Origin of the sequence: Geobacillus sp. GHH01 (assembly GCF_000336445.1) — a bacterium.
Taxonomy (GTDB): Bacteria; Bacillota; Bacilli; order Bacillales; family Anoxybacillaceae; genus Geobacillus; species Geobacillus zalihae.
In genome coordinates this window covers 672,320-689,399 of sequence record NC_020210.1, presented here as the reverse complement: position 1 = coordinate 689,399, position 17,080 = coordinate 672,320, and the positions used below count along the sequence as shown (strand labels likewise).

The following is a 17,080-nucleotide window of genomic DNA, read 5'->3' as shown; positions in this document are numbered from 1 at the left end:
TCACACGTTTGTCACATTTCCAAAGGAGAGAACGCCATGGCGAACCATTGGATGAAAGACCGCTTAAAAGCTGTTCCGTTGTTTCGTGAACTGTCCGATTACGAGCTTGATTCGCTGGTTGCCATTTCCCACGTGCGCGTTTACAAGCCGCGGACGTTCGTCTTTATGCAAGGCGATCCGCTCGAGCGAGTCTATTTCATTCATTCCGGCACGGTAAAAATTTATAAAACGGACTTCAGCGGGAAAGAGCAAATCATCTCGATTTTGCAGACGGGAGAAATGTTTCCGCATGCCGGCTTTTTCTTAAAAGGCACCTATCCGGCCCACGCCGAAGTGGTCGAGGAAGCGACATTGATCGCGATCCCGATCCACGATTTCGAACAAGTGCTGATGGCGAGCCCTGAACTTTGCATAAAACTGTTCCGCGTCATGGGCGAAAAAATCGTCGACTTGCAAAACCGGCTTGAGGCGCAAGTGCTCCATAATACGTACGAACAAATCGTGCTGCTTTTGTTGCGGTTGACGCGCACGAACGCCGTCAAGCAAGGGAAATGGCATCGGCTCACCGCCCATGTGACGAACCGCGAGCTGGCCAACATGATCGGCACCGCCCGGGAAACGGTGAGCCGCACGTTGAGCCAGCTGAAACGGAAAGGGCTGATTGACGTCGACGAACACGGCTTTTATTTGATTGACCGCGAAGGGCTCGAACAAGAAATCTTTTTCTAACTCCTTTTCCCCATCGTCCGGCACCGGTCGGGATGCGCAATGGAGCTGATGGGTTTTCCTTTCAAACACTTGGGCAAGCCCATCTTTCTGAAACATGCTATTCCGCCCTTTCAAACGAAGACGAAACCTTTTTTCCAAAGTGGAATATGTCATGTTTCGGCCGAAAGATGTGAGCTATATCACAACATTCCTCAGTGAAAATGATTATCATGATAGTCAAAAAGGAGGGAAAGCGCATGGGTGTGACGATTGAACTCGATGTGCGCGAAGATTTGCGGCAGAAACGTGAGCCGTTTGAAAAAATTATGAACGCCATTAAGCCGCTCAAACCGGGCGATACGTTCATTTTGCACGCTCCATTCAAGCCGCTGCCGCTGTTTCCGATTATGAAAGCGAAAGGATTTACGTACGAGGCCGAACAAATCGAGAAAAAACATTGGAGAGTAACGTTTGTCAAACAGGGGGAGACCGATGATCCTCGATAACCGCGGACTCGAGCCGCCGCAACCGATGATGCGGACGCTAGCCGCCCTCGCCAAACTCAACCAAGGCGAAACGTTGACGATCATCAACGACCGCCGCCCGATGTTTTTGTACGAGCAGCTTGATGAGCTCGGCTACCGGCACGAGACGGTCGCACGCGAAGACGGCAGTTTTGAAATCCGCATTACGAAAGGATGAGCAACGTGTTTCCTACTCGCACGGGGACAGAAACAGACGTCCGTCTTCCGTTCTCGTTTATCATGTTCGCCGTGTTGGCGTTCGCCGCGTCGCAGCTTATGTTGCTTGGAGCGATTCCCTCACTTAGCAGCGGCGCGTTCCGGTTGCCGTTCGTGTGGGCGGCGGCCCACCTGGCGTTGCTTGGCTTTGCGTTGATGACGGCCATGGGGGCGATGTATCAGCTCGTTCCGGTCGCCTTTTTGACGCCGATTTGGAGCGAGCGGCTCGGCTTTTGGCAATTTGCAGTGACAGCGGCCGGCATTGTCGCATTTGCCGTAAGCCTGGCGGCGGCGCCAAACCGGGCGTTTCTTCCCAGCTTGTTGCTTTTGCTTGGCATCATCCTATTCGTCTGGCAAATGGCGATGACGTTAAGAAAACAAGAAACGAAAAACGTCATGACCCTCTTTGTCGCCACATCGCTGTTGTTTTTGCTGCTGACGGCGGCGGCCGGAGGGCTCTTGGCGTTTCACTTTTTCGCCGCCAAAGGCGCTAACAGTCATGAAGTGGTGTTCGGGCTGCATGTGCTGTTTGGGCTGTGCGGCTGGTTCACACTGCTCATCATAGGCTTTTCGTACAAAATGGCGCCGATGTTCTCGCTCGCCCACGGCTTTTCGCTGCGGCCGGCGCGTTACGTCTATGCGCTGTACATCAGCGGGATTGCGGTGGCGTTCGCCAGCTTATTCTTGCGAAGCCACGCATGGCTTGCAGCCGGTGCAGCCTTGCTCATGAGCGGATTCGTTGTTTTCGCCTGGCATATCCGCGCCATTTTGCAAAAGCGGATGAAAAAAACGCTTGACCGCCCGTTCCGCTTTTCGCTTTCGGCCATCGTCATCGGCCTTGCGCTGCACGTTGCCGCCTTTGCCGCCATCGTTGTCGGCAGCGGACGGCTGCTTGGCATCATTGTTTATCTATTCATTGTTGGCTGGATCCTGTTTAGCATCATCGGCTATTTGCTCAAAATCGTGCCGTTTTTATGGTGGACGCATCGCTACAGCGAAAAAGTCGGCCAACAAAACGTGCCGACGTTAAAGCAAATGATGAATGAGCGAGCCGTCACCGTCCAATGCCGCCTATGGCTCATCGCCCTCGCGCTGGCGGCTGTGGCGCTTGCTGTCGCGAGCGTGCCGCTGTTCGCCATCACTCAAGTGCTGTTGGCTGGATTAAGCGTTGCTTTTGCCGGAACGATTTTAACGGTCTTCCGAAAATAAGCGAATGAGGAGGAAAAGAACGATGGATGTCCGCAAACTTGCCATTCAACAGCTGAAAACGGTCCTTGATCCGGAGCTCGGCATTAACGTCGTCGATTTAGGGTTAATTTATGACTTAAAAATCGAAGATGGGCATATCAATGTCCTGATGACGCTCACGACCCCAGGCTGCCCGCTTCACGACTCGATCGCCCGCGGCGTCAAACGGGCGCTCGAACAAATCGACGGCATCCGCGACGTGCGCGTCCAAGTGACATGGAACCCGCCTTGGACGCCGGAACGGATGAGCGAAGAAGCGCTCCGTCAGCTTGGGCATTTTTCCTGAAACGGTCCACTTTTCCATCCCTTTTCGCCGTTCGCCCGTGTTGGGCGGACGGTTGTTTCATTGTCCTGCAACTGCTGAACACTCCCCGCCCTTTATTTTCTGTATCATATAGAAAAAACGAGAGCCATCGCTTGGCTATTTAAAGGAAAAACGAATCGAGGCCGCGAATCATATACCAAGAGGTGAGAGCGATGTTTGCTAAAATCGACGAGCTGAAACAACGGTTGGATGCGTTGCGCCCTTTGCCTCCAGGGTTGGTGAAAAACTTGCGGGAATCATTTCGGATCGAATGGACATACCATTCTAACGCCATCGAAGGCAATACGTTAACCTTGTTAGAAACAAAGCTAGTCGTAGAAGAAGGGATTACCATTGGTGGAAAACGACTCAAGGAACATTTGGAAGCGATTAACCATGCGGAGGCGATTGACTTTATTGAAGAGTTAGTCGCAAACAAAGAACATTTGACCGAGCACGTGTTGAAACAGGTCCATTATTTAGTATTAAAGAGCATTGACAATGAAAATGCCGGGAAATATCGAACATACAATGTGCGCATTTCCGGCAGCTCGTACACCCCCCCTCACTTTTTGCATGTACAAGATGAAATGAATCGATTGTTTTCTTGGTATGAAACGAATCAATATGCTCTTCATCCAATCGAACTGGCGGCTCGTTTCCATTTTCAGCTCGTATCCATTCATCCATTTGCTGACGGAAATGGACGAACTGCCCGCTTAATGATGAATTTCATTTTAATGCAGCATGGCTATCCGCCCGCTATTGTGAAAGCAAACCCAGAACAGCGCCGGAAGTATTACGAAGCGTTGGAAAAAGCGAGCGTCAAAGGTGAGGTCACTCCGTTCATTCAACTGATCGCCGCATGTGTCGAAGAAAGCTTGCGCCACTATTTGTACGCGTTAGGGATGGAAGACGAATGAAACAGTACAAGAAAAAGACACGGAAGTGGACATGATTCCGTGTCTTTCTTGCTCCAATTCTAAGGTTGGCATTTGATCGGCTATTCAAGCAACACGTTCCACAACCACGCCATCAAAGGAACGATGACAAAAAAAGCGAAGGCGATGTATCCGACATATCGAATCCACCGGGGAAATCCTCGCCAATCGAGGGCTTCCCGCTTCATCGCCCCTCCCGCAGCGATCCGATCCAACTCTTCGGTCGGCGAAAACACCCGGTCGTCCACCCGTTGAACCTCTTCTATCCGTTGCGTTTCATGCCTCTCTTCTTCTCGAGATCCCTTCATGACGCCCCCTCTTCCCTATGATTTTCCTAAACAGAACAAAACATCTAACAACCGCCATCCCAAACATCCAACCGAATCCGCTTTGCTGTTTTCCTCTGCATTATACCGTCTCTCGTTGTCAGAAAGCACCACTATTTTCCACGAAGGAGGACAAATCCCCCAGAGGGGCGGAAAACGGTCCGTTCCCCGTTGCCCGGAGCCCCCGTTCATTCCTTCACCCGCAGCAGGCGCATGCTGTTGAATGTCACGAGCAGCGTCGCGCCCATGTCGGCGAACACCGCAAGCCAAAGGGTGAGCCAGCCCGGGACGGCAGCCACGAGTGCCAGCACTTTAAGCCCTAAGGCGACGGCGATGTTTTGCCGGATGACGGCCAGCGTTCGGCGCCCAAGGCGGATCGTGTACGGAAGCTGGCGCAAATCATCGGCCATGAGCACAACATCGGCTGTTTCCAAGGCGGCATCCGTCCCCGCCCCGCCCATCGCCACACCAATATCGGCCGCGGCCAAGGCAGGGGCGTCATTCACCCCGTCACCGACCATGGCGGTTATGCCGCAGCGCTGTTTCAACTCGCGGATCGCCGAAAGCTTCTGTTCCGGAAGCAGCCCGGCGCGAATATCGGATACGCCCGCTTGGCGGCCAATGGCCTGTGCGGTTTGCTCGTGGTCGCCCGTCACCATCACCACTTCCGCCACTCCAAGGCGCCGCAGCGCGGCGACCGTTTCCGGTGCGGACGGCCGCAGTTGATCGGCCGCGGCGATAAGACCCAACAGCCGATCGGTCGTGCCGACGGCCATCACGGTTTTTCCTTCGTCTCGGAAGGCAGAGATTTGCTTTTCCGCTTCATCGGGCAACTTCCCGATCAAACTGGTGAACAAGGCCGGGCTGCCGATATAATACGTTTCGTTTCCGACAGCGGCCTTGACTCCTTTTCCGGTCAACGACTGAAACGCATCAACTGACGCGTCAAGAAACGGCGCTCCTTCCTCTTCCGCTTTGCGGATGATGGCCGAAGCCAAAGGGTGCTGCGATCGTTTTTCGATGGCGGCGGCGATAGCCAACAGCTGTTCACGTGTCCCTTCATATACGACGACATTGGTCACGGCTGGTTTCCCTTCCGTCAACGTCCCCGTTTTATCCAAGGCCACCGCCCGCAGCCGTCCGATTTGTTCGAGATATACCCCGCCTTTGATGAGCACGCCGCGCCGGGCCGCGTTGCCGATGGCCGTCACAATCGCCACCGGCGTTGAGATGACGAGCGCGCACGGGCAGCCGATGACAAGAACGGCAAGACCGCGGTAAATCCAATCAAGCCACTCCCCACCCATCACGAGCGGCGGCACAAGAGCGATCAGAAGCGCGGTCACGATCACAAACGGCGTATAATAGCGGGCAAACCGGTCGACAAACGCTTGCATCGGAGCCCGCTCCGCTTGCGCCTCTTCCACAAGATCAATCATTTTCGCCAATGTCGTCTCGTCCGCCCGTTTTGTCACTTCAACTTCGAGGAATCCTTCTCCATTCAGCGTCCCGGCAAACACTGCGTCTCCCACTGTTTTTTCCACCGGCAGACTTTCGCCGGTGATCGCCGCTTCATTCACTGTCGAGGCGCCGCTTATGACAATGCCGTCCAAAGCGATTTTTCCACCCGGCTTGACGATCATGACATCCCCGACGCGAACGTCTTCGACCGGAACGGTCATTTCCTCGGCGCCGCGCCGGATCGTCGCCTCCGCCGGCGCCATCTCCATCAAGGAGGCAATCGACCGCCGCGCCCGATCCATCGAATAGCGCTCGAGCGCTTCGCTAATGGCAAACAAAATGACAACGACCGCCCCTTCCTGCCATTCGCCAATGGCCGCCGCGCCAAGAATGGCGATCGTCATTAACGTTTTCATATCAAACTGCCAGCGGGCCAGATTCCGGAGCCCCGTCCAGAACAGGGAGTAGCCGCCGATCACGATCGCCGCCAAATACATCGCAATCGCCAGCATCCCCTTGTCTGCCGCATCCGCCGCAACGCCAAACAGAAGCAGTGCCACAGAGGCGAAGACATTTCGATTTTCTTTTCGCTTCCAAAACGGCTCTCGCTGAACCGTGCGCTCTCGTTCTTCACGAATGGTCAACTGTTCAAACGCTCCTGCCTGCTCAAGTTCATCAATCGTCGCCTCGCCCCAAACGGTGAGCTTGGCGGCGCCGAAATTCACTTTCGCCTCTTTCACGCCGGGCAAGGATTTCACGTTTTGCTCAAACTTAGCTGCGCAGTTTGTGCACGTCAGTCCTTGCACGCGGTATGTTTTGGCCTCAAGCCGATCCAATGTTTGTTCATTCCCCACGGCCGTCCCCCTCTTTCCGATGGGCGAGCGCGACAAGCAGCAGCTCGCGAATATGGTCGTCATCCAGCGAGTAAAAGGCAAGTTTCCCCTCTTTTCGATATTTCACAATTCCTTGTTTGTACAAGATGCGCAAATGATGCGATGCCGTCGCCACCGTCGCCCCGATCACGTTCGCTAAGTCACAGACGCACAGCTTCTCTTCACCGCAAAGCGCATACACGATCTTCGCCCGGTTTTCATCGGCAAGCGCCTTAAAAAAAGGGACAATCTCGGCAATTGGTTCATCGCGAAGCCGCCGCTGAACCCGCTCGACCTTCTCGTCGTCATAACAGTAAACGTCGCACACATCATGACGGTGCATTCCTTCTCGCTCCTTGTCAATATTCAAATATTCATTTGAATATAGAATAGCATATCTCCCCCTTATATTCAAATATTCATTTGAATAAAAAATGTGCTCAAACGAAAAATCCGCCTTTTTTGTTTAAAAGGCGGATTCCCTCTTGTGAAGCACGCTTTAGCTGACCACAAACATGTTCGTTTCCTCATTGCCGATTTTGCTTACACATGCTCGCGAAACCAGCGCACCGTCTCCAAAAACGCTTCACGCGTCACTTTATGGCCGGCGTGCGGGTCGGCGATGAATTGCAGCCGATCTTCGTTTCCTTCATAAAGTGGTTTAATTTGCTTGTAAAACTCATATGTATAAGCATACGGGACGACTTGGTCGGCTTTCCCGTGCCAGATGAACAACGGCCGCCCGGCGAGTGTTTCCGGCTGCTTGGATAAATCGTAGCGGGCGAGCTTTTCTTTTTCGAGCGCAAGCAGCGTCGGCGGCATCGGGATGTCAATCTGACGCCGTTTCGCTTCTTCCATCATCGCGTCAAAAAAGGCGCTGTAGTTCGGGCAGCCCATAAGCGCCACCGCCGCCTTCACCCATGGATACACAGCGAGCGCGCCAAACGTGACGATGCCGCCCATCGATGTCCCAGCGAGCCCGATCCGTTCAGGATCCGCCAATCCGTGGCTGACAAGGTCGTTTTTCATCTCCTCGATTTCGGTGATCGTGCGCACGACAATGTCCCAAAACGACAGCTGCAATTTTCGTTCGCTCAAGCCTTCGTCCCGCTCGCCGTGAAACAGCGCGTCGGGAAGCACAGCGCGGTAGCCCGCCTCCGCAAGCAAGTAGCCGAAATGCAAATTATGTTCTTTGGCGCTCGTAAAGCCGTGGATAAAGAAAATCAGCGGCAGCCGTTCGTCCCGCTTTTCCGGCTTGACAACGTGAAGAACCGGCACGCCGGCCAACTGTTCCTGTTCAATGATCACCATGGTTGCACAAACCCCTTTTCTTTTTCCATCGCTGTATAGTGTACCATATGGACAGCGATTTTGGAAAAGAGTTACACTATGTAGTGTAAAGAATAACGAGGGCAAAGGAGTCGGACATGAAGCCGTATTTAATCGCGTTGGATTTGGATGGAACGTTGCTCAAAGAGGATAAAACGATTTCTCCATTTACCAAAGACGTCATCCGCCGCGCCATCGACGCTGGCCATTTTGTTGTCATCGCCACCGGCCGCCCGTACCGGGCAAGCCGTATGTATTACGAGGAACTCGGGCTTACAACGCCGATCGTCAACTTCAACGGCGCGTTTGTCCACCATCCGCGCCAGCCGTCGTGGGGCATGCACCATTACCCGCTGCCGCTTGCGGTCGTCAAAGACATTGTTGAAATCAGCGAATCCTATGGAATCAAGAATATGATGGCCGAAGTGTTAGACAATGTTTATTTTCATCAACACGACGACGTCTTGCTTGACATCGTCCGCCTTGGCAACCCGACCGTGGAAATCGGTGATTTGCGCCGCTCGCTCGGCAAAGACCCGACGAGCGTGCTCGTGTACACAGACGATGATCATATCGAGCGGATTCAATCACACTTAGCGAATGTGTACGCCAACGTCATCCACCAACGGCGTTGGAGCGAACCGTGGCATGTCATTGAAATCATCCGCCATGGCGTCCATAAGGCCGCGGGCTTAAAACAAGTCGCCAACTACTTCGGCATCCCAAAGGAGCGCGTCATCGCTTTTGGCGATGAAGACAACGATTTCGAAATGATCGATTGGGCCGGGCTGGGCGTCGCCATGGGCAACGCTATCGAGTCATTGAAAACGGTCGCTGACGATGTGACGAAAAGCAACGAAGAAGACGGTATCGGCTTGTATTTACAAGATCTTCTAGGCCTGTAGCCCTGCCGCCCCCCTTGCTACGGGAGGCTTCTCGCGCCTCCCAACCACTTCTTTCCGCTTTTGCATTGATTTTTTCCTGTCGTGTCAAGCAGATTTCCGCTTTCAGAGCGACGAACGGCGGTTTGTAACGAATTTCCTTACTACTGTTCCCTGGCGGCGGTTACACTATACGTGACGCAACGCGCGTCTTCAACTTTTTAAAGGGGGAATCGGTCATGGGCAAACGAAACAAATCGAAGCGTTTCGTCCAGCAAAGCGTCGATGCAGTCGAACGGCATGACAAGCGAATCCCTTATCACCTGACGTACGCCGAGGCGGAAGCGCGCAAAGCGGAAAAAGCGGTGGAAACGTCGCTTGGAGGGGCATAACGATGGGCAACCGTCTGTTTCAAGAGGCGCGCAAAGCAGTCGCACAGGCGAAACAAGCCAAAAGCGGCGAGATCGACATGAGCGTCGAGCGCGCTGTTGCCATCGCCAAAAACGCCTTGTCATCCGCGTACGCGCATTCCAACACGGCGGAAAAAGCGCAGTTGCGTCAATTTCAAGCTGAGCTTGATGAGCTCACTCAATAACAGCTGCGGGCTTCCCGCAGCTCTTTTTTCTCTCGTCCCCGATTTTCCGTTGTATTCTGAGCTGAAAACCGCTACACTGAACATAGAAACATGAATCGCCGTTCACCTGCGGAAACGGTTCGTTCATCTGATAGAGCCGTGGGGAACACGAAAGGAGAAAAGAGGAGGACGAAAGATGTCCATTCAAATCATCACCGACAGCGGCGCGGATTTGCCTCAATCGTACATTCGCGAGCATCAAATCGCCTTTTTGCCGCTTGTCGTTCATTGGAACGGCCAAGATTACGAAGACGGCATCACAATCGAGCCGAAGCAAGTATATGACGCCATGCGCCAGGGGCATACGGTGAAAACGGCACAGCCAAGCCCGCTGGCGATGAAGGAGCTGTTTTTGCCATACGCCAAAGAAAACCGGCCATGCCTTTACATCGCCTTTTCATCGAAATTATCCGGTACATACCAGACAGCGATAGCGGTGCGCAGCGAGCTGCTTGATGAATATCCAGAATTTCGCCTGACAATCATCGACTCGAAATGCGCTTCGCTCGGCCAAGGGCTCGCCGTCATGAAAGCGGTCGAGCTGGCGGAGCAAAACACGCCGTACAACTTGCTTTGTGAAACGATCGAATCGTACTGCCGCCATATGGAGCACATTTTCACCGTTGACAACTTGGACTACCTCGCGCGCGGCGGCCGCATCAGCAAAACCGCCGCGGCCTTCGGAGGCTTGCTCAACATCAAGCCGCTTCTCCATGTCGAAGACGGCGCGCTTGTCCCGCTTGAGAAGCTGCGCGGGCGGAAAAAAGTGTTGAAACGAATGGTCGAGTTGATGGGCGAGCGCGGCGATGACCTGCAAAAGCAAACGATCGGCATCAGCCACGCGGATGATGAAGAAACGGCGCTTGAGCTGAAGCGGATGATCGAAGAAACACACGGCTGCACGCGCTTTTTCCTCTCCGACATCGGCAGCGCCATCGGCGCCCACGCCGGACCGGGGACGATTGCCCTCTTTTTTCTGAACAAATATATTGCCCGAGTTCGACAGTGACTAGGCAAACAAAATGCCTCTCGCCCCTTGATACAAAAGGGACGAGAGACATTTGGGCACACTTCGGGCGTGTATCTAGGCGCGAGGATGGATGCCTAGGATCTTCGGAGGAGGCTCCAGCCCTAGAGCCGTAAAGAGTTGCGCTTGTTTGGCCGTCAGCTCGGTTCGTTGATAAAGGTCGCCGTTTTTGGAAGAAAAATGTCCAAGCATAAGACGCTCACATTCATCCCTTACTTTCGGCCACGATTCATGAGTCCGGATCTCTACGATCCGAACTAACAAGAGAGCCAGCCAACTGAGCAGCACATGCGCCCGGATGCGGTCTTCCAAGCGATGATACATGGGACGCAGCTCAAGTGTCGATTTCAACGTCCGAAAGGCCTGCTCGATATCCACCAGCTGCTTATACCCGATGGCGACATCTTCCGCAGACAAGGTATCGTCGGATGTTCGGATGAGATATTTGCCGTCATACTTTTCCGCTTCACGAACCGCCTGCTTGTCGATGCGAAGCGTTCCATCCTTCAACTGGCGCAAGTATTTTCCGTAGGGACGGATGGGAACGCAACCGGCAGGTGGCCTTATGATGAGCTTCATTGGGGAGTTGGCGAAGCCCCTCCAACTCCTCTTTCAGCGATTCGAGCAGCGTTTCCCGTTCCTTGCGTTGGCGTTCGGCTTCGCTGGGATTGTACACGAGAACATAGCGCTGACGCGCTTCTCCGTCGCCCACGATGATTTCTTTGATATGCAAGTTCTCGCGAACTTGTTGGTAGCGCCCGCGACGGCTTAGGGCCTCTTCGACGGCGGCTTTGCCGGATCGCATTTTTTCGCCGACAATGTAGTGTCCCCCGGCCTGTTGCAAGATTCGCAAATTCTCTTCAGAGGAAAAGCCGCGGTCCATGACGCTGATCACACGTCCAAGCTTCCAGCCAATCAAGTCTTGTTTCACCTGTTTGATGACCGTCATGTCCATGGTATTGCCAGGCCATACCCAAGCGCGAATCGGGATTCCTTCCCGGGTGACAGCCAGCCCAATGACGATTTGAACCAAATCAGGACGCTTATCTTTGGAAAACCCCTGCTTTCGAAGCGATTCTCCTTCCGGTGTTTCAGAGGGATCCACTTCGAAGTACGACGAAGTCGTATCAAAGTAAATCAAATCGACTTCCAGGTTCAATAAATCGGCCACGGCATGGAACACTTGGCGTTCCAATTCCGGCTGCACAGCCAGCAGCTCATCCATCGCCCGGTATAACTGGTGGCTGGCGACTTGGGGAAGATGAGGGATATGCACGTCCTTCTCCACCCACTCCTCCATCGCCAACTTGCTTGACGGATGAAGGGCACGATTCGCCACCATGGCAAAAATGAGCCGTTCCAACGGAATCTGATGATGTCGGGAGGCAAACAAGGAGTGGAGAATCTCTCCCAATCCCAGTTGTCTCCAGAGCTGATCCAAAAGCCAAGCGCCACCAAGGCGTTTGCTTGATTGAAACTGAAAGTCATCCGATACTTCTCCTGTCAACGTCTCGATTTCCCAAGCCTGCTCAGGAGAAAGGAATCGCGAAATGCTTTTGGCCAGACGCTCCAAGACAGCGCGATCCACCTCGTCTTCGCGCCCAAACGAATAAATCACCTTCGCTTTCGCATATTTGGCCTTCGGATCCCATTCGTTGTGAGCAAGCTGAAGATACGCAACAGTCGTTCCATCTTTGTTTTTGCGTGTGACTCTCCGTATGTACATGCCTATATTATAAACGATATTCGGCTATTTTAAAAGGTTAAATTATCAAATGCGTGTGCCAGTATGAAATTCAGCGTTTTTTTCTAGGATCCGCATCGTGAAATCCTTGATATTACAGCATTTTGACCATTTTCATTTGCCTAAAATGGCCTCAAAACTGTCGAACTCGGGTATTGAGATCTGACGCCTTTTCCGCCGGACAAAACAAAGGCGCCTGCCCAACACAGGCGCCTGCCCTCATCACCGAAGTTGATCAAGAAGGTTGTAGTAGTAGTACGTTTTGGACCGCATCCGTCCATCCGAGAAAATGAGTTGCTGCTCCTCAAACCGATTCAAATAGCGCCGAACCGTTGCTTCCGGCAAACCGGTCAACGCCGCCATCATGTTCGCAGTGAAAATTGGATGCTGGAACATGACATGGACAACGGTTCGAATATGATGGCTGTTCACAAGCGCACTTGCCCTTTCCAAATCTTCTTCATACAAATCGTTTACTTTTTGGACCAAGCGAACATTTTGTTTCGCCTGCAAATGGACACATTGCAGGAAAAATTGAATCCATTGCGTCCAGTCTCCTGTGTAGCGGGTATCATTCAAGTAGCGGTAATACTTGTGCTTATCCCGTTCCAGCACATCGCTGACAAAAAAGAAAACGCATTTGATTCACGACATCTTCGCTAAGCGGAAGCTTGAAGGGGACAAACGGGTTTCGTTTCATTTTCTATTGCCCTTTATGAACATTTTTATTAAAAAATGATCGTTAAATATCTATATTTACCCAATTACGTACATTTATCTCTATTTTTGCACTTAATTATACTCTGTGGCGAACCATTTGTGAAGAAAAATTCTCCATTTTCTTTCCACAAACTACCTTCCCCTATTTCCATATAGTTCATTTCCATTTGCCGCATACTAATGATGGACGATCAAAGCAAAGGGAGGACGACCGATGCCAAACACAAGCGACAATGACAAAAAAGCGCGCGACAACCAAGCGAAGCGCCATGAGAAAAACATGATGCGCGAAAAAAACCGCGAAGCCGGGAAGTTCGCGTATTCGAAGAAGACGGATCATTTATAAATCACAACAAAAGCTGCCTATCTTTAAATGTAGGCAGCTTCAGCTATTTTGCCTATTTCACACGGTCTATCAGGATCGTTGTCAATTCCGGAAAAATGGCCAGCACAACGATAAACAGCATCATAATGAGAGCGTAAGGCACTACGCCTTTTACGATCTCGGCAATCGTATTCGTTTTGTCCAGTCCTTTCAAAACAAACAAGTTCAGCCCTACCGGCGGTGTAATAAGGGCTAATTCCATATTGACGACCATAACGACCGCAAACCAAATGGGGTCAAACCCTAAAGCTGTGATGATAGGATACAAAATAGGCAGTGTAATCACAAGGATTGATATAGTTTCAAGAAAACAGCCTAAAATAAGCAGCACAATATTCACTAAAACGAAAATGGCCCAAGGAGATACTTGTTGTGAAGTGGCAAATTGCGTAATGGTCTGCGGAATTTGCAATATAGTCATGATGTACCCAAGAAGCATAGCTCCGACAATAATCATTAAAATCATTGCATTCGTTTTGACAGTTGATAAGACAATTGTTTTAATATTAGAAGTCGTGAAGTTTTTATATACGAAAATGGAAATCAAAATACTGGCCATAGCCCCAATGGCAGCAGCTTCCGTAGGGGTAAAGATTCCTGTATAGATTCCTCCTATGACAATGATGGGCAGTATAAGTCCCCATATGGCCTTTTTCGACGCTTCGAATCTCTCTACCCATGTCGCTGGCTTTTCCTTTATGTGGCACGTCTTCCATGAAGCATAGATCATGAATATTATCGTTAATAATATTCCTGGGATAATTCCGGCAACAAACAGTTTCCCAATCGATTCTCCTGTCACGGAACCGTATATAATCATCGGCACGCTTGGAGGAATGAGAATGCCTAATGTTCCCCCGGCAGCCAACAGGCCAAGAACTGTTCTTTTATCATATCCCCGCTTCGTCATTTCCGGAAGCGCGACCGCCCCAACAGTCACAGCAGTGGCAACACTCGAACCGGAAATCGCCGCAAAAATAGCACAGCAGAACAATGTGGCAATTGCTAGTCCTCCAGGAAGATGCCGAAACCATTTACTTGCCATTTCATATAAATCGCGCCCAACGCCGCTCACTACTAAAACTTGGCTCATCAAAACGTACATGGGCAAGGCGGTCAATGTAAAATCATCCAATGATTTGTAAGAAATGATCGGAATTTGTGAAAAAGAAAACGTCCCGCCATTGAACAGATACATGCCGCCAACTGCCAATAAGCCGAGCGCAAACGCGACAGGCAGTCCGATCAATAGCAGTACAGCCATTCCACCAAGGAAAAACGCCGCATTCATAAATGCCCATCCCCCTTTTGCGCTTCTCCGTCTACGATTTGCAATATAAAAGCAATACAAAGAAGTAAACCGCCAATCGGGAGAAACATTTCTGGAAGATACATAGGAATCCTCAATAATGATGATGAAGTTGTCCCTAGTTGATATGTGTTGACAACATGTTCGACACTGTAAATCGTAAAAATAAGACTGAAAATGAATCCACATACATTCGAGGCATACGCCAATATTTTTTGCACCTTGCTCGGCACAAGATTGATTAGTAAATCAACTGTAATATGGGAATATGTTCTCAACGTATAGGCAGAACCGAGAAAACAGCTCCCAATAATGGCGTATATGCATAATTCCGTAGCCCAAGTAGTCGGACGGTTAAACACCGACCTAGCGATAACGTCAAACGTTGTCATGCCTGTGGTTAATATGATCAATATTCCCGCTATCGCCCCGCCTGCTTGGATCAAACGATCTAAGAAATGATATAACCTCCTCATCCTTGACCTCCTTAACCAATAAGGGAGGGAGCCTTCCCTCCCCGTCTTCCCTACTCACTGGATGTTTTCCACTATATCGAGCAACTCTTTGCCTAAATCCCCAGCTCGCTCGATATACACTTCCCTTGCTGGTTGGGCGGCCTTTTTCCATTTTGGAAGATCCGATTCGGGAACAACGTACACCCGAGTTCGACAGTGACTAGGCAAACAAAATGCCTCTCGCCCCTTGATACAAAAGGGACGAGAGACATTTGGGCACACTTCGGGCGTGTATCTAGGCGCGAGGATGGATGCCTAGGATCTTCGGAGGAGGCTCCAGCCCTAGAGCCGTAAAGAGTTGCGCTTGTTTGGCCGTCAGCTCGGTTCGTTGATAAAGGTCGCCGTTTTTGGAAGAAAAATGTCCAAGCATAAGACGCTCACATTCATCCCTTACTTTCGGCCACGATTCATGAGTCCGGATCTCTACGATCCGAACTAACAAGAGAGCCAGCCAACTGAGCAGCACATGCGCCCGGATGCGGTCTTCCAAGCGATGATACATGGGACGCAGCTCAAGTGTCGATTTCAACGTCCGAAAGGCCTGCTCGATATCCACCAGCTGCTTATACCCGATGGCGACATCTTCCGCAGACAAGGTATCGTCGGATGTTCGGATGAGATATTTGCCGTCATACTTTTCCGCTTCACGAACCGCCTGCTTGTCGATGCGAAGCGTTCCATCCTTCAACTGGCGCAAGTATTTTCCGTAGGACGGATGGGAACGCAACCGGCAGGTGGCCTTATGATGAGCTTCATTGGGGAGTTGGCGAAGCCCCTCCAACTCCTCTTTCAGCGATTCGAGCAGCGTTTCCCGTTCCTTGCGTTGGCGTTCGGCTTCGCTGGGATTGTACACGAGAACATAGCGCTGACGCGCTTCTCCGTCGCCCACGATGATTTCTTTGATATGCAAGTTCTCGCGAACTTGTTGGTAGCGCCCGCGACGGCTTAGGGCCTCTTCGACGGCGGCTTTGCCGGATCGCATTTTTTCGCCGACAATGTAGTGTCCCCCGGCCTGTTGCAAGATTCGCAAATTCTCTTCAGAGGAAAAGCCGCGGTCCATGACGCTGATCACACGTCCAAGCTTCCAGCCAATCAAGTCTTGTTTCACCTGTTTGATGACCGTCATGTCCATGGTATTGCCAGGCCATACCCAAGCGCGAATCGGGATTCCTTCCCGGGTGACAGCCAGCCCAATGACGATTTGAACCAAATCAGGACGCTTATCTTTGGAAAACCCCTGCTTTCGAAGCGATTCTCCTTCCGGTGTTTCAGAGGGATCCACTTCGAAGTACGACGAAGTCGTATCAAAGTAAATCAAATCGACTTCCAGGTTCAATAAATCGGCCACGGCATGGAACACTTGGCGTTCCAATTCCGGCTGCACAGCCAGCAGCTCATCCATCGCCCGGTATAACTGGTGGCTGGCGACTTGGGGAAGATGAGGGATATGCACGTCCTTCTCCACCCACTCCTCCATCGCCAACTTGCTTGACGGATGAAGGGCACGATTCGCCACCATGGCAAAAATGAGCCGTTCCAACGGAATCTGATGATGTCGGGAGGCAAACAAGGAGTGGAGAATCTCTCCCAATCCCAGTTGTCTCCAGAGCTGATCCAAAAGCCAAGCGCCACCAAGGCGTTTGCTTGATTGAAACTGAAAGTCATCCGATACTTCTCCTGTCAACGTCTCGATTTCCCAAGCCTGCTCAGGAGAAAGGAATCGCGAAATGCTTTTGGCCAGACGCTCCAAGACAGCGCGATCCACCTCGTCTTCGCGCCCAAACGAATAAATCACCTTCGCTTTCGCATATTTGGCCTTCGGATCCCATTCGTTGTGAGCAAGCTGAAGATACGCAACAGTCGTTCCATCTTTGTTTTTGCGTGTGACTCTCCGTATGTACATGCCTATATTATAAACGATATTCGGCTATTTTAA

At 51.6% G+C, this 17,080-nt stretch carries 18 protein-coding genes and 2 pseudogenes; 11 read left to right on the top strand and 9 right to left on the bottom strand.

Features of this window, described 5'->3' with window-relative positions:
• Positions 1 to 36: 36 nt before the first annotated feature.
• The 6 genes from GHH_RS03520 (at position 37) to GHH_RS03495 (ending at position 3,923) form a co-directional block, all read left to right on the top strand.
• The gene (locus GHH_RS03520; protein WP_015374112.1) at positions 37 to 729 is read left to right on the top strand and encodes a Crp/Fnr family transcriptional regulator; all 693 of its coding nucleotides are present in this window, start codon (positions 37 to 39) and stop codon (positions 727 to 729) included.
• A 236-nt stretch (positions 730 to 965) separates the two neighbouring features.
• Positions 966 to 1,214, top strand: coding sequence for a DUF2249 domain-containing protein (locus GHH_RS03515; protein WP_011230258.1), 249 nt, complete (start codon positions 966 to 968; stop codon positions 1,212 to 1,214).
• The gene (locus GHH_RS03510) at positions 1,201 to 1,410 is read left to right on the top strand and encodes a DUF2249 domain-containing protein (RefSeq protein ID WP_011230257.1); all 210 of its coding nucleotides are present in this window, start codon (positions 1,201 to 1,203) and stop codon (positions 1,408 to 1,410) included. The genes GHH_RS03515 and GHH_RS03510 overlap by 14 nt, the downstream gene beginning before the upstream one ends.
• Positions 1,407 to 2,657 (top strand): hypothetical protein, encoded by a 1,251-nt coding sequence (locus GHH_RS03505; protein WP_015374111.1) that lies wholly within the window; start codon positions 1,407 to 1,409, stop codon positions 2,655 to 2,657. Before GHH_RS03510 ends, GHH_RS03505 begins: the two co-directional genes overlap by 4 nt.
• A 22-nt stretch (positions 2,658 to 2,679) precedes the next feature.
• Positions 2,680 to 2,982, top strand: coding sequence for a metal-sulfur cluster assembly factor (locus tag GHH_RS03500; RefSeq protein WP_015374110.1), 303 nt, complete (start codon positions 2,680 to 2,682; stop codon positions 2,980 to 2,982).
• 191 nt (positions 2,983 to 3,173) lie between these two features.
• A complete protein-coding gene (locus tag GHH_RS03495; protein WP_015374109.1) occupies positions 3,174 to 3,923 on the top strand; it encodes a Fic family protein in 750 nt (249 codons plus the stop codon).
• A gap of 80 nt (positions 3,924 to 4,003) precedes the next feature.
• Here GHH_RS03495 and GHH_RS03490 read toward each other — a convergent pair whose 3' ends face one another.
• The 4 genes from GHH_RS03490 to GHH_RS03475 all read right to left on the bottom strand — a co-directional run bounded on the left by GHH_RS03490 (position 4,004) and on the right by GHH_RS03475 (position 7,911).
• The gene (locus GHH_RS03490; protein ID WP_015374108.1) at positions 4,004 to 4,249 is read right to left on the bottom strand and encodes a hypothetical protein; all 246 of its coding nucleotides are present in this window, start codon (positions 4,247 to 4,249) and stop codon (positions 4,004 to 4,006) included.
• Between the two features lie 206 nt (positions 4,250 to 4,455).
• Positions 4,456 to 6,582 carry a heavy metal translocating P-type ATPase gene (locus GHH_RS03485; RefSeq protein ID WP_015374107.1) on the bottom strand — a complete coding sequence of 709 codons (2,127 nt, stop codon included), beginning with the start codon at positions 6,580 to 6,582 and terminating at the stop codon, positions 4,456 to 4,458.
• A complete protein-coding gene (locus GHH_RS03480; RefSeq protein WP_015374106.1) occupies positions 6,572 to 6,943 on the bottom strand; it encodes a metalloregulator ArsR/SmtB family transcription factor in 372 nt (123 codons plus the stop codon). The genes GHH_RS03485 and GHH_RS03480 overlap by 11 nt, the downstream gene beginning before the upstream one ends.
• Positions 6,944 to 7,143: 200 nt before the next feature.
• On the bottom strand, positions 7,144 to 7,911 hold the full coding sequence (locus GHH_RS03475; RefSeq protein WP_015374105.1) for an alpha/beta fold hydrolase: 768 nt from the start codon (positions 7,909 to 7,911) through the stop codon (positions 7,144 to 7,146).
• A 116-nt stretch (positions 7,912 to 8,027) separates the two neighbouring features.
• Here GHH_RS03475 and GHH_RS03470 point away from each other — a divergent pair, with 116 nt between their 5' ends.
• From GHH_RS03470 to GHH_RS03460, 4 genes are all read left to right on the top strand, one after another.
• On the top strand, positions 8,028 to 8,834 hold the full coding sequence (locus GHH_RS03470; protein ID WP_015374104.1) for a Cof-type HAD-IIB family hydrolase: 807 nt from the start codon (positions 8,028 to 8,030) through the stop codon (positions 8,832 to 8,834).
• A gap of 215 nt (positions 8,835 to 9,049) precedes the next feature.
• The gene (locus GHH_RS19085) at positions 9,050 to 9,202 is read left to right on the top strand and encodes a hypothetical protein (protein WP_015374103.1); all 153 of its coding nucleotides are present in this window, start codon (positions 9,050 to 9,052) and stop codon (positions 9,200 to 9,202) included.
• 2 nt (positions 9,203 to 9,204) lie between these two features.
• Entirely contained in the window at positions 9,205 to 9,405 is a 201-nt protein-coding gene (locus tag GHH_RS03465; RefSeq protein ID WP_015374102.1) for a DUF3813 domain-containing protein, read from the top strand.
• 175 nt (positions 9,406 to 9,580) lie between these two features.
• A complete protein-coding gene (locus tag GHH_RS03460; protein WP_015374101.1) occupies positions 9,581 to 10,453 on the top strand; it encodes a DegV family protein in 873 nt (290 codons plus the stop codon).
• A 75-nt stretch (positions 10,454 to 10,528) separates the two neighbouring features.
• Here GHH_RS03460 and GHH_RS03455 read toward each other — a convergent pair.
• Both GHH_RS03455 and GHH_RS03450 read right to left on the bottom strand, forming a co-directional pair.
• Positions 10,529 to 12,197, bottom strand: a pseudogene (locus GHH_RS03455) (IS1634 family transposase).
• Positions 12,198 to 12,437: 240 nt separating this feature from the next.
• Positions 12,438 to 12,845, bottom strand: a pseudogene (locus GHH_RS03450) (Fic family protein); the annotation flags it as partial.
• 304 nt (positions 12,846 to 13,149) lie between these two features.
• Here GHH_RS03450 and GHH_RS17875 point away from each other — a divergent pair.
• Entirely contained in the window at positions 13,150 to 13,281 is a 132-nt protein-coding gene (locus GHH_RS17875) for a DUF3941 domain-containing protein (protein WP_008879040.1), read from the top strand.
• A 52-nt stretch (positions 13,282 to 13,333) separates the two neighbouring features.
• On the opposite strand, the gene GHH_RS03445 is transcribed toward GHH_RS17875, so the two are convergent.
• The 3 genes from GHH_RS03445 to GHH_RS03435 form a co-directional block, all read right to left on the bottom strand.
• Complete coding sequence (locus GHH_RS03445) at positions 13,334 to 14,611, bottom strand: TRAP transporter large permease (protein ID WP_015374099.1); 1,278 nt, start codon at positions 14,609 to 14,611, stop codon at positions 13,334 to 13,336.
• The gene (locus GHH_RS03440; RefSeq protein ID WP_015374098.1) at positions 14,608 to 15,105 is read right to left on the bottom strand and encodes a TRAP transporter small permease; all 498 of its coding nucleotides are present in this window, start codon (positions 15,103 to 15,105) and stop codon (positions 14,608 to 14,610) included. The genes GHH_RS03445 and GHH_RS03440 overlap by 4 nt, the downstream gene beginning before the upstream one ends.
• Positions 15,106 to 15,379: 274 nt before the next feature.
• Entirely contained in the window at positions 15,380 to 17,047 is a 1,668-nt protein-coding gene (locus GHH_RS03435) for an IS1634 family transposase (protein WP_015374097.1), read from the bottom strand.
• Positions 17,048 to 17,080 lie beyond the last annotated feature (33 nt).

What these genes read in the sequence shown, in the direction of transcription:
- GHH_RS03460 (WP_015374101.1), top strand. Translation starts at nt 9,581, where the DNA reads ATGTCCATTCAAATCATCACCGACAGCGGCGCGGATTTGCCTCAATCG.
- GHH_RS03475 (WP_015374105.1), bottom strand. Translation starts at nt 7,911, where the DNA reads ATGGTGATCATTGAACAGGAACAGTTGGCCGGCGTGCCGGTTCTTCAC.
- GHH_RS03520 (WP_015374112.1), top strand. Translation starts at nt 37, where the DNA reads ATGGCGAACCATTGGATGAAAGACCGCTTAAAAGCTGTTCCGTTGTTT.
- GHH_RS03490 (WP_015374108.1), bottom strand. Translation starts at nt 4,249, where the DNA reads ATGAAGGGATCTCGAGAAGAAGAGAGGCATGAAACGCAACGGATAGAA.
- GHH_RS03470 (WP_015374104.1), top strand. Translation starts at nt 8,028, where the DNA reads ATGAAGCCGTATTTAATCGCGTTGGATTTGGATGGAACGTTGCTCAAA.
- GHH_RS17875 (WP_008879040.1), top strand. Translation starts at nt 13,150, where the DNA reads ATGCCAAACACAAGCGACAATGACAAAAAAGCGCGCGACAACCAAGCG.
- GHH_RS03510 (WP_011230257.1), top strand. Translation starts at nt 1,201, where the DNA reads ATGATCCTCGATAACCGCGGACTCGAGCCGCCGCAACCGATGATGCGG.
- GHH_RS03495 (WP_015374109.1), top strand. Translation starts at nt 3,174, where the DNA reads ATGTTTGCTAAAATCGACGAGCTGAAACAACGGTTGGATGCGTTGCGC.
- GHH_RS03445 (WP_015374099.1), bottom strand. Translation starts at nt 14,611, where the DNA reads ATGAATGCGGCGTTTTTCCTTGGTGGAATGGCTGTACTGCTATTGATC.
- GHH_RS03505 (WP_015374111.1), top strand. Translation starts at nt 1,407, where the DNA reads ATGAGCAACGTGTTTCCTACTCGCACGGGGACAGAAACAGACGTCCGT.
- GHH_RS19085 (WP_015374103.1), top strand. Translation starts at nt 9,050, where the DNA reads ATGGGCAAACGAAACAAATCGAAGCGTTTCGTCCAGCAAAGCGTCGAT.
- GHH_RS03435 (WP_015374097.1), bottom strand. Translation starts at nt 17,047, where the DNA reads ATGTACATACGGAGAGTCACACGCAAAAACAAAGATGGAACGACTGTT.
- GHH_RS03480 (WP_015374106.1), bottom strand. Translation starts at nt 6,943, where the DNA reads ATGCACCGTCATGATGTGTGCGACGTTTACTGTTATGACGACGAGAAG.
- GHH_RS03515 (WP_011230258.1), top strand. Translation starts at nt 966, where the DNA reads ATGGGTGTGACGATTGAACTCGATGTGCGCGAAGATTTGCGGCAGAAA.
- GHH_RS03465 (WP_015374102.1), top strand. Translation starts at nt 9,205, where the DNA reads ATGGGCAACCGTCTGTTTCAAGAGGCGCGCAAAGCAGTCGCACAGGCG.
- GHH_RS03440 (WP_015374098.1), bottom strand. Translation starts at nt 15,105, where the DNA reads ATGAGGAGGTTATATCATTTCTTAGATCGTTTGATCCAAGCAGGCGGG.
- GHH_RS03500 (WP_015374110.1), top strand. Translation starts at nt 2,680, where the DNA reads ATGGATGTCCGCAAACTTGCCATTCAACAGCTGAAAACGGTCCTTGAT.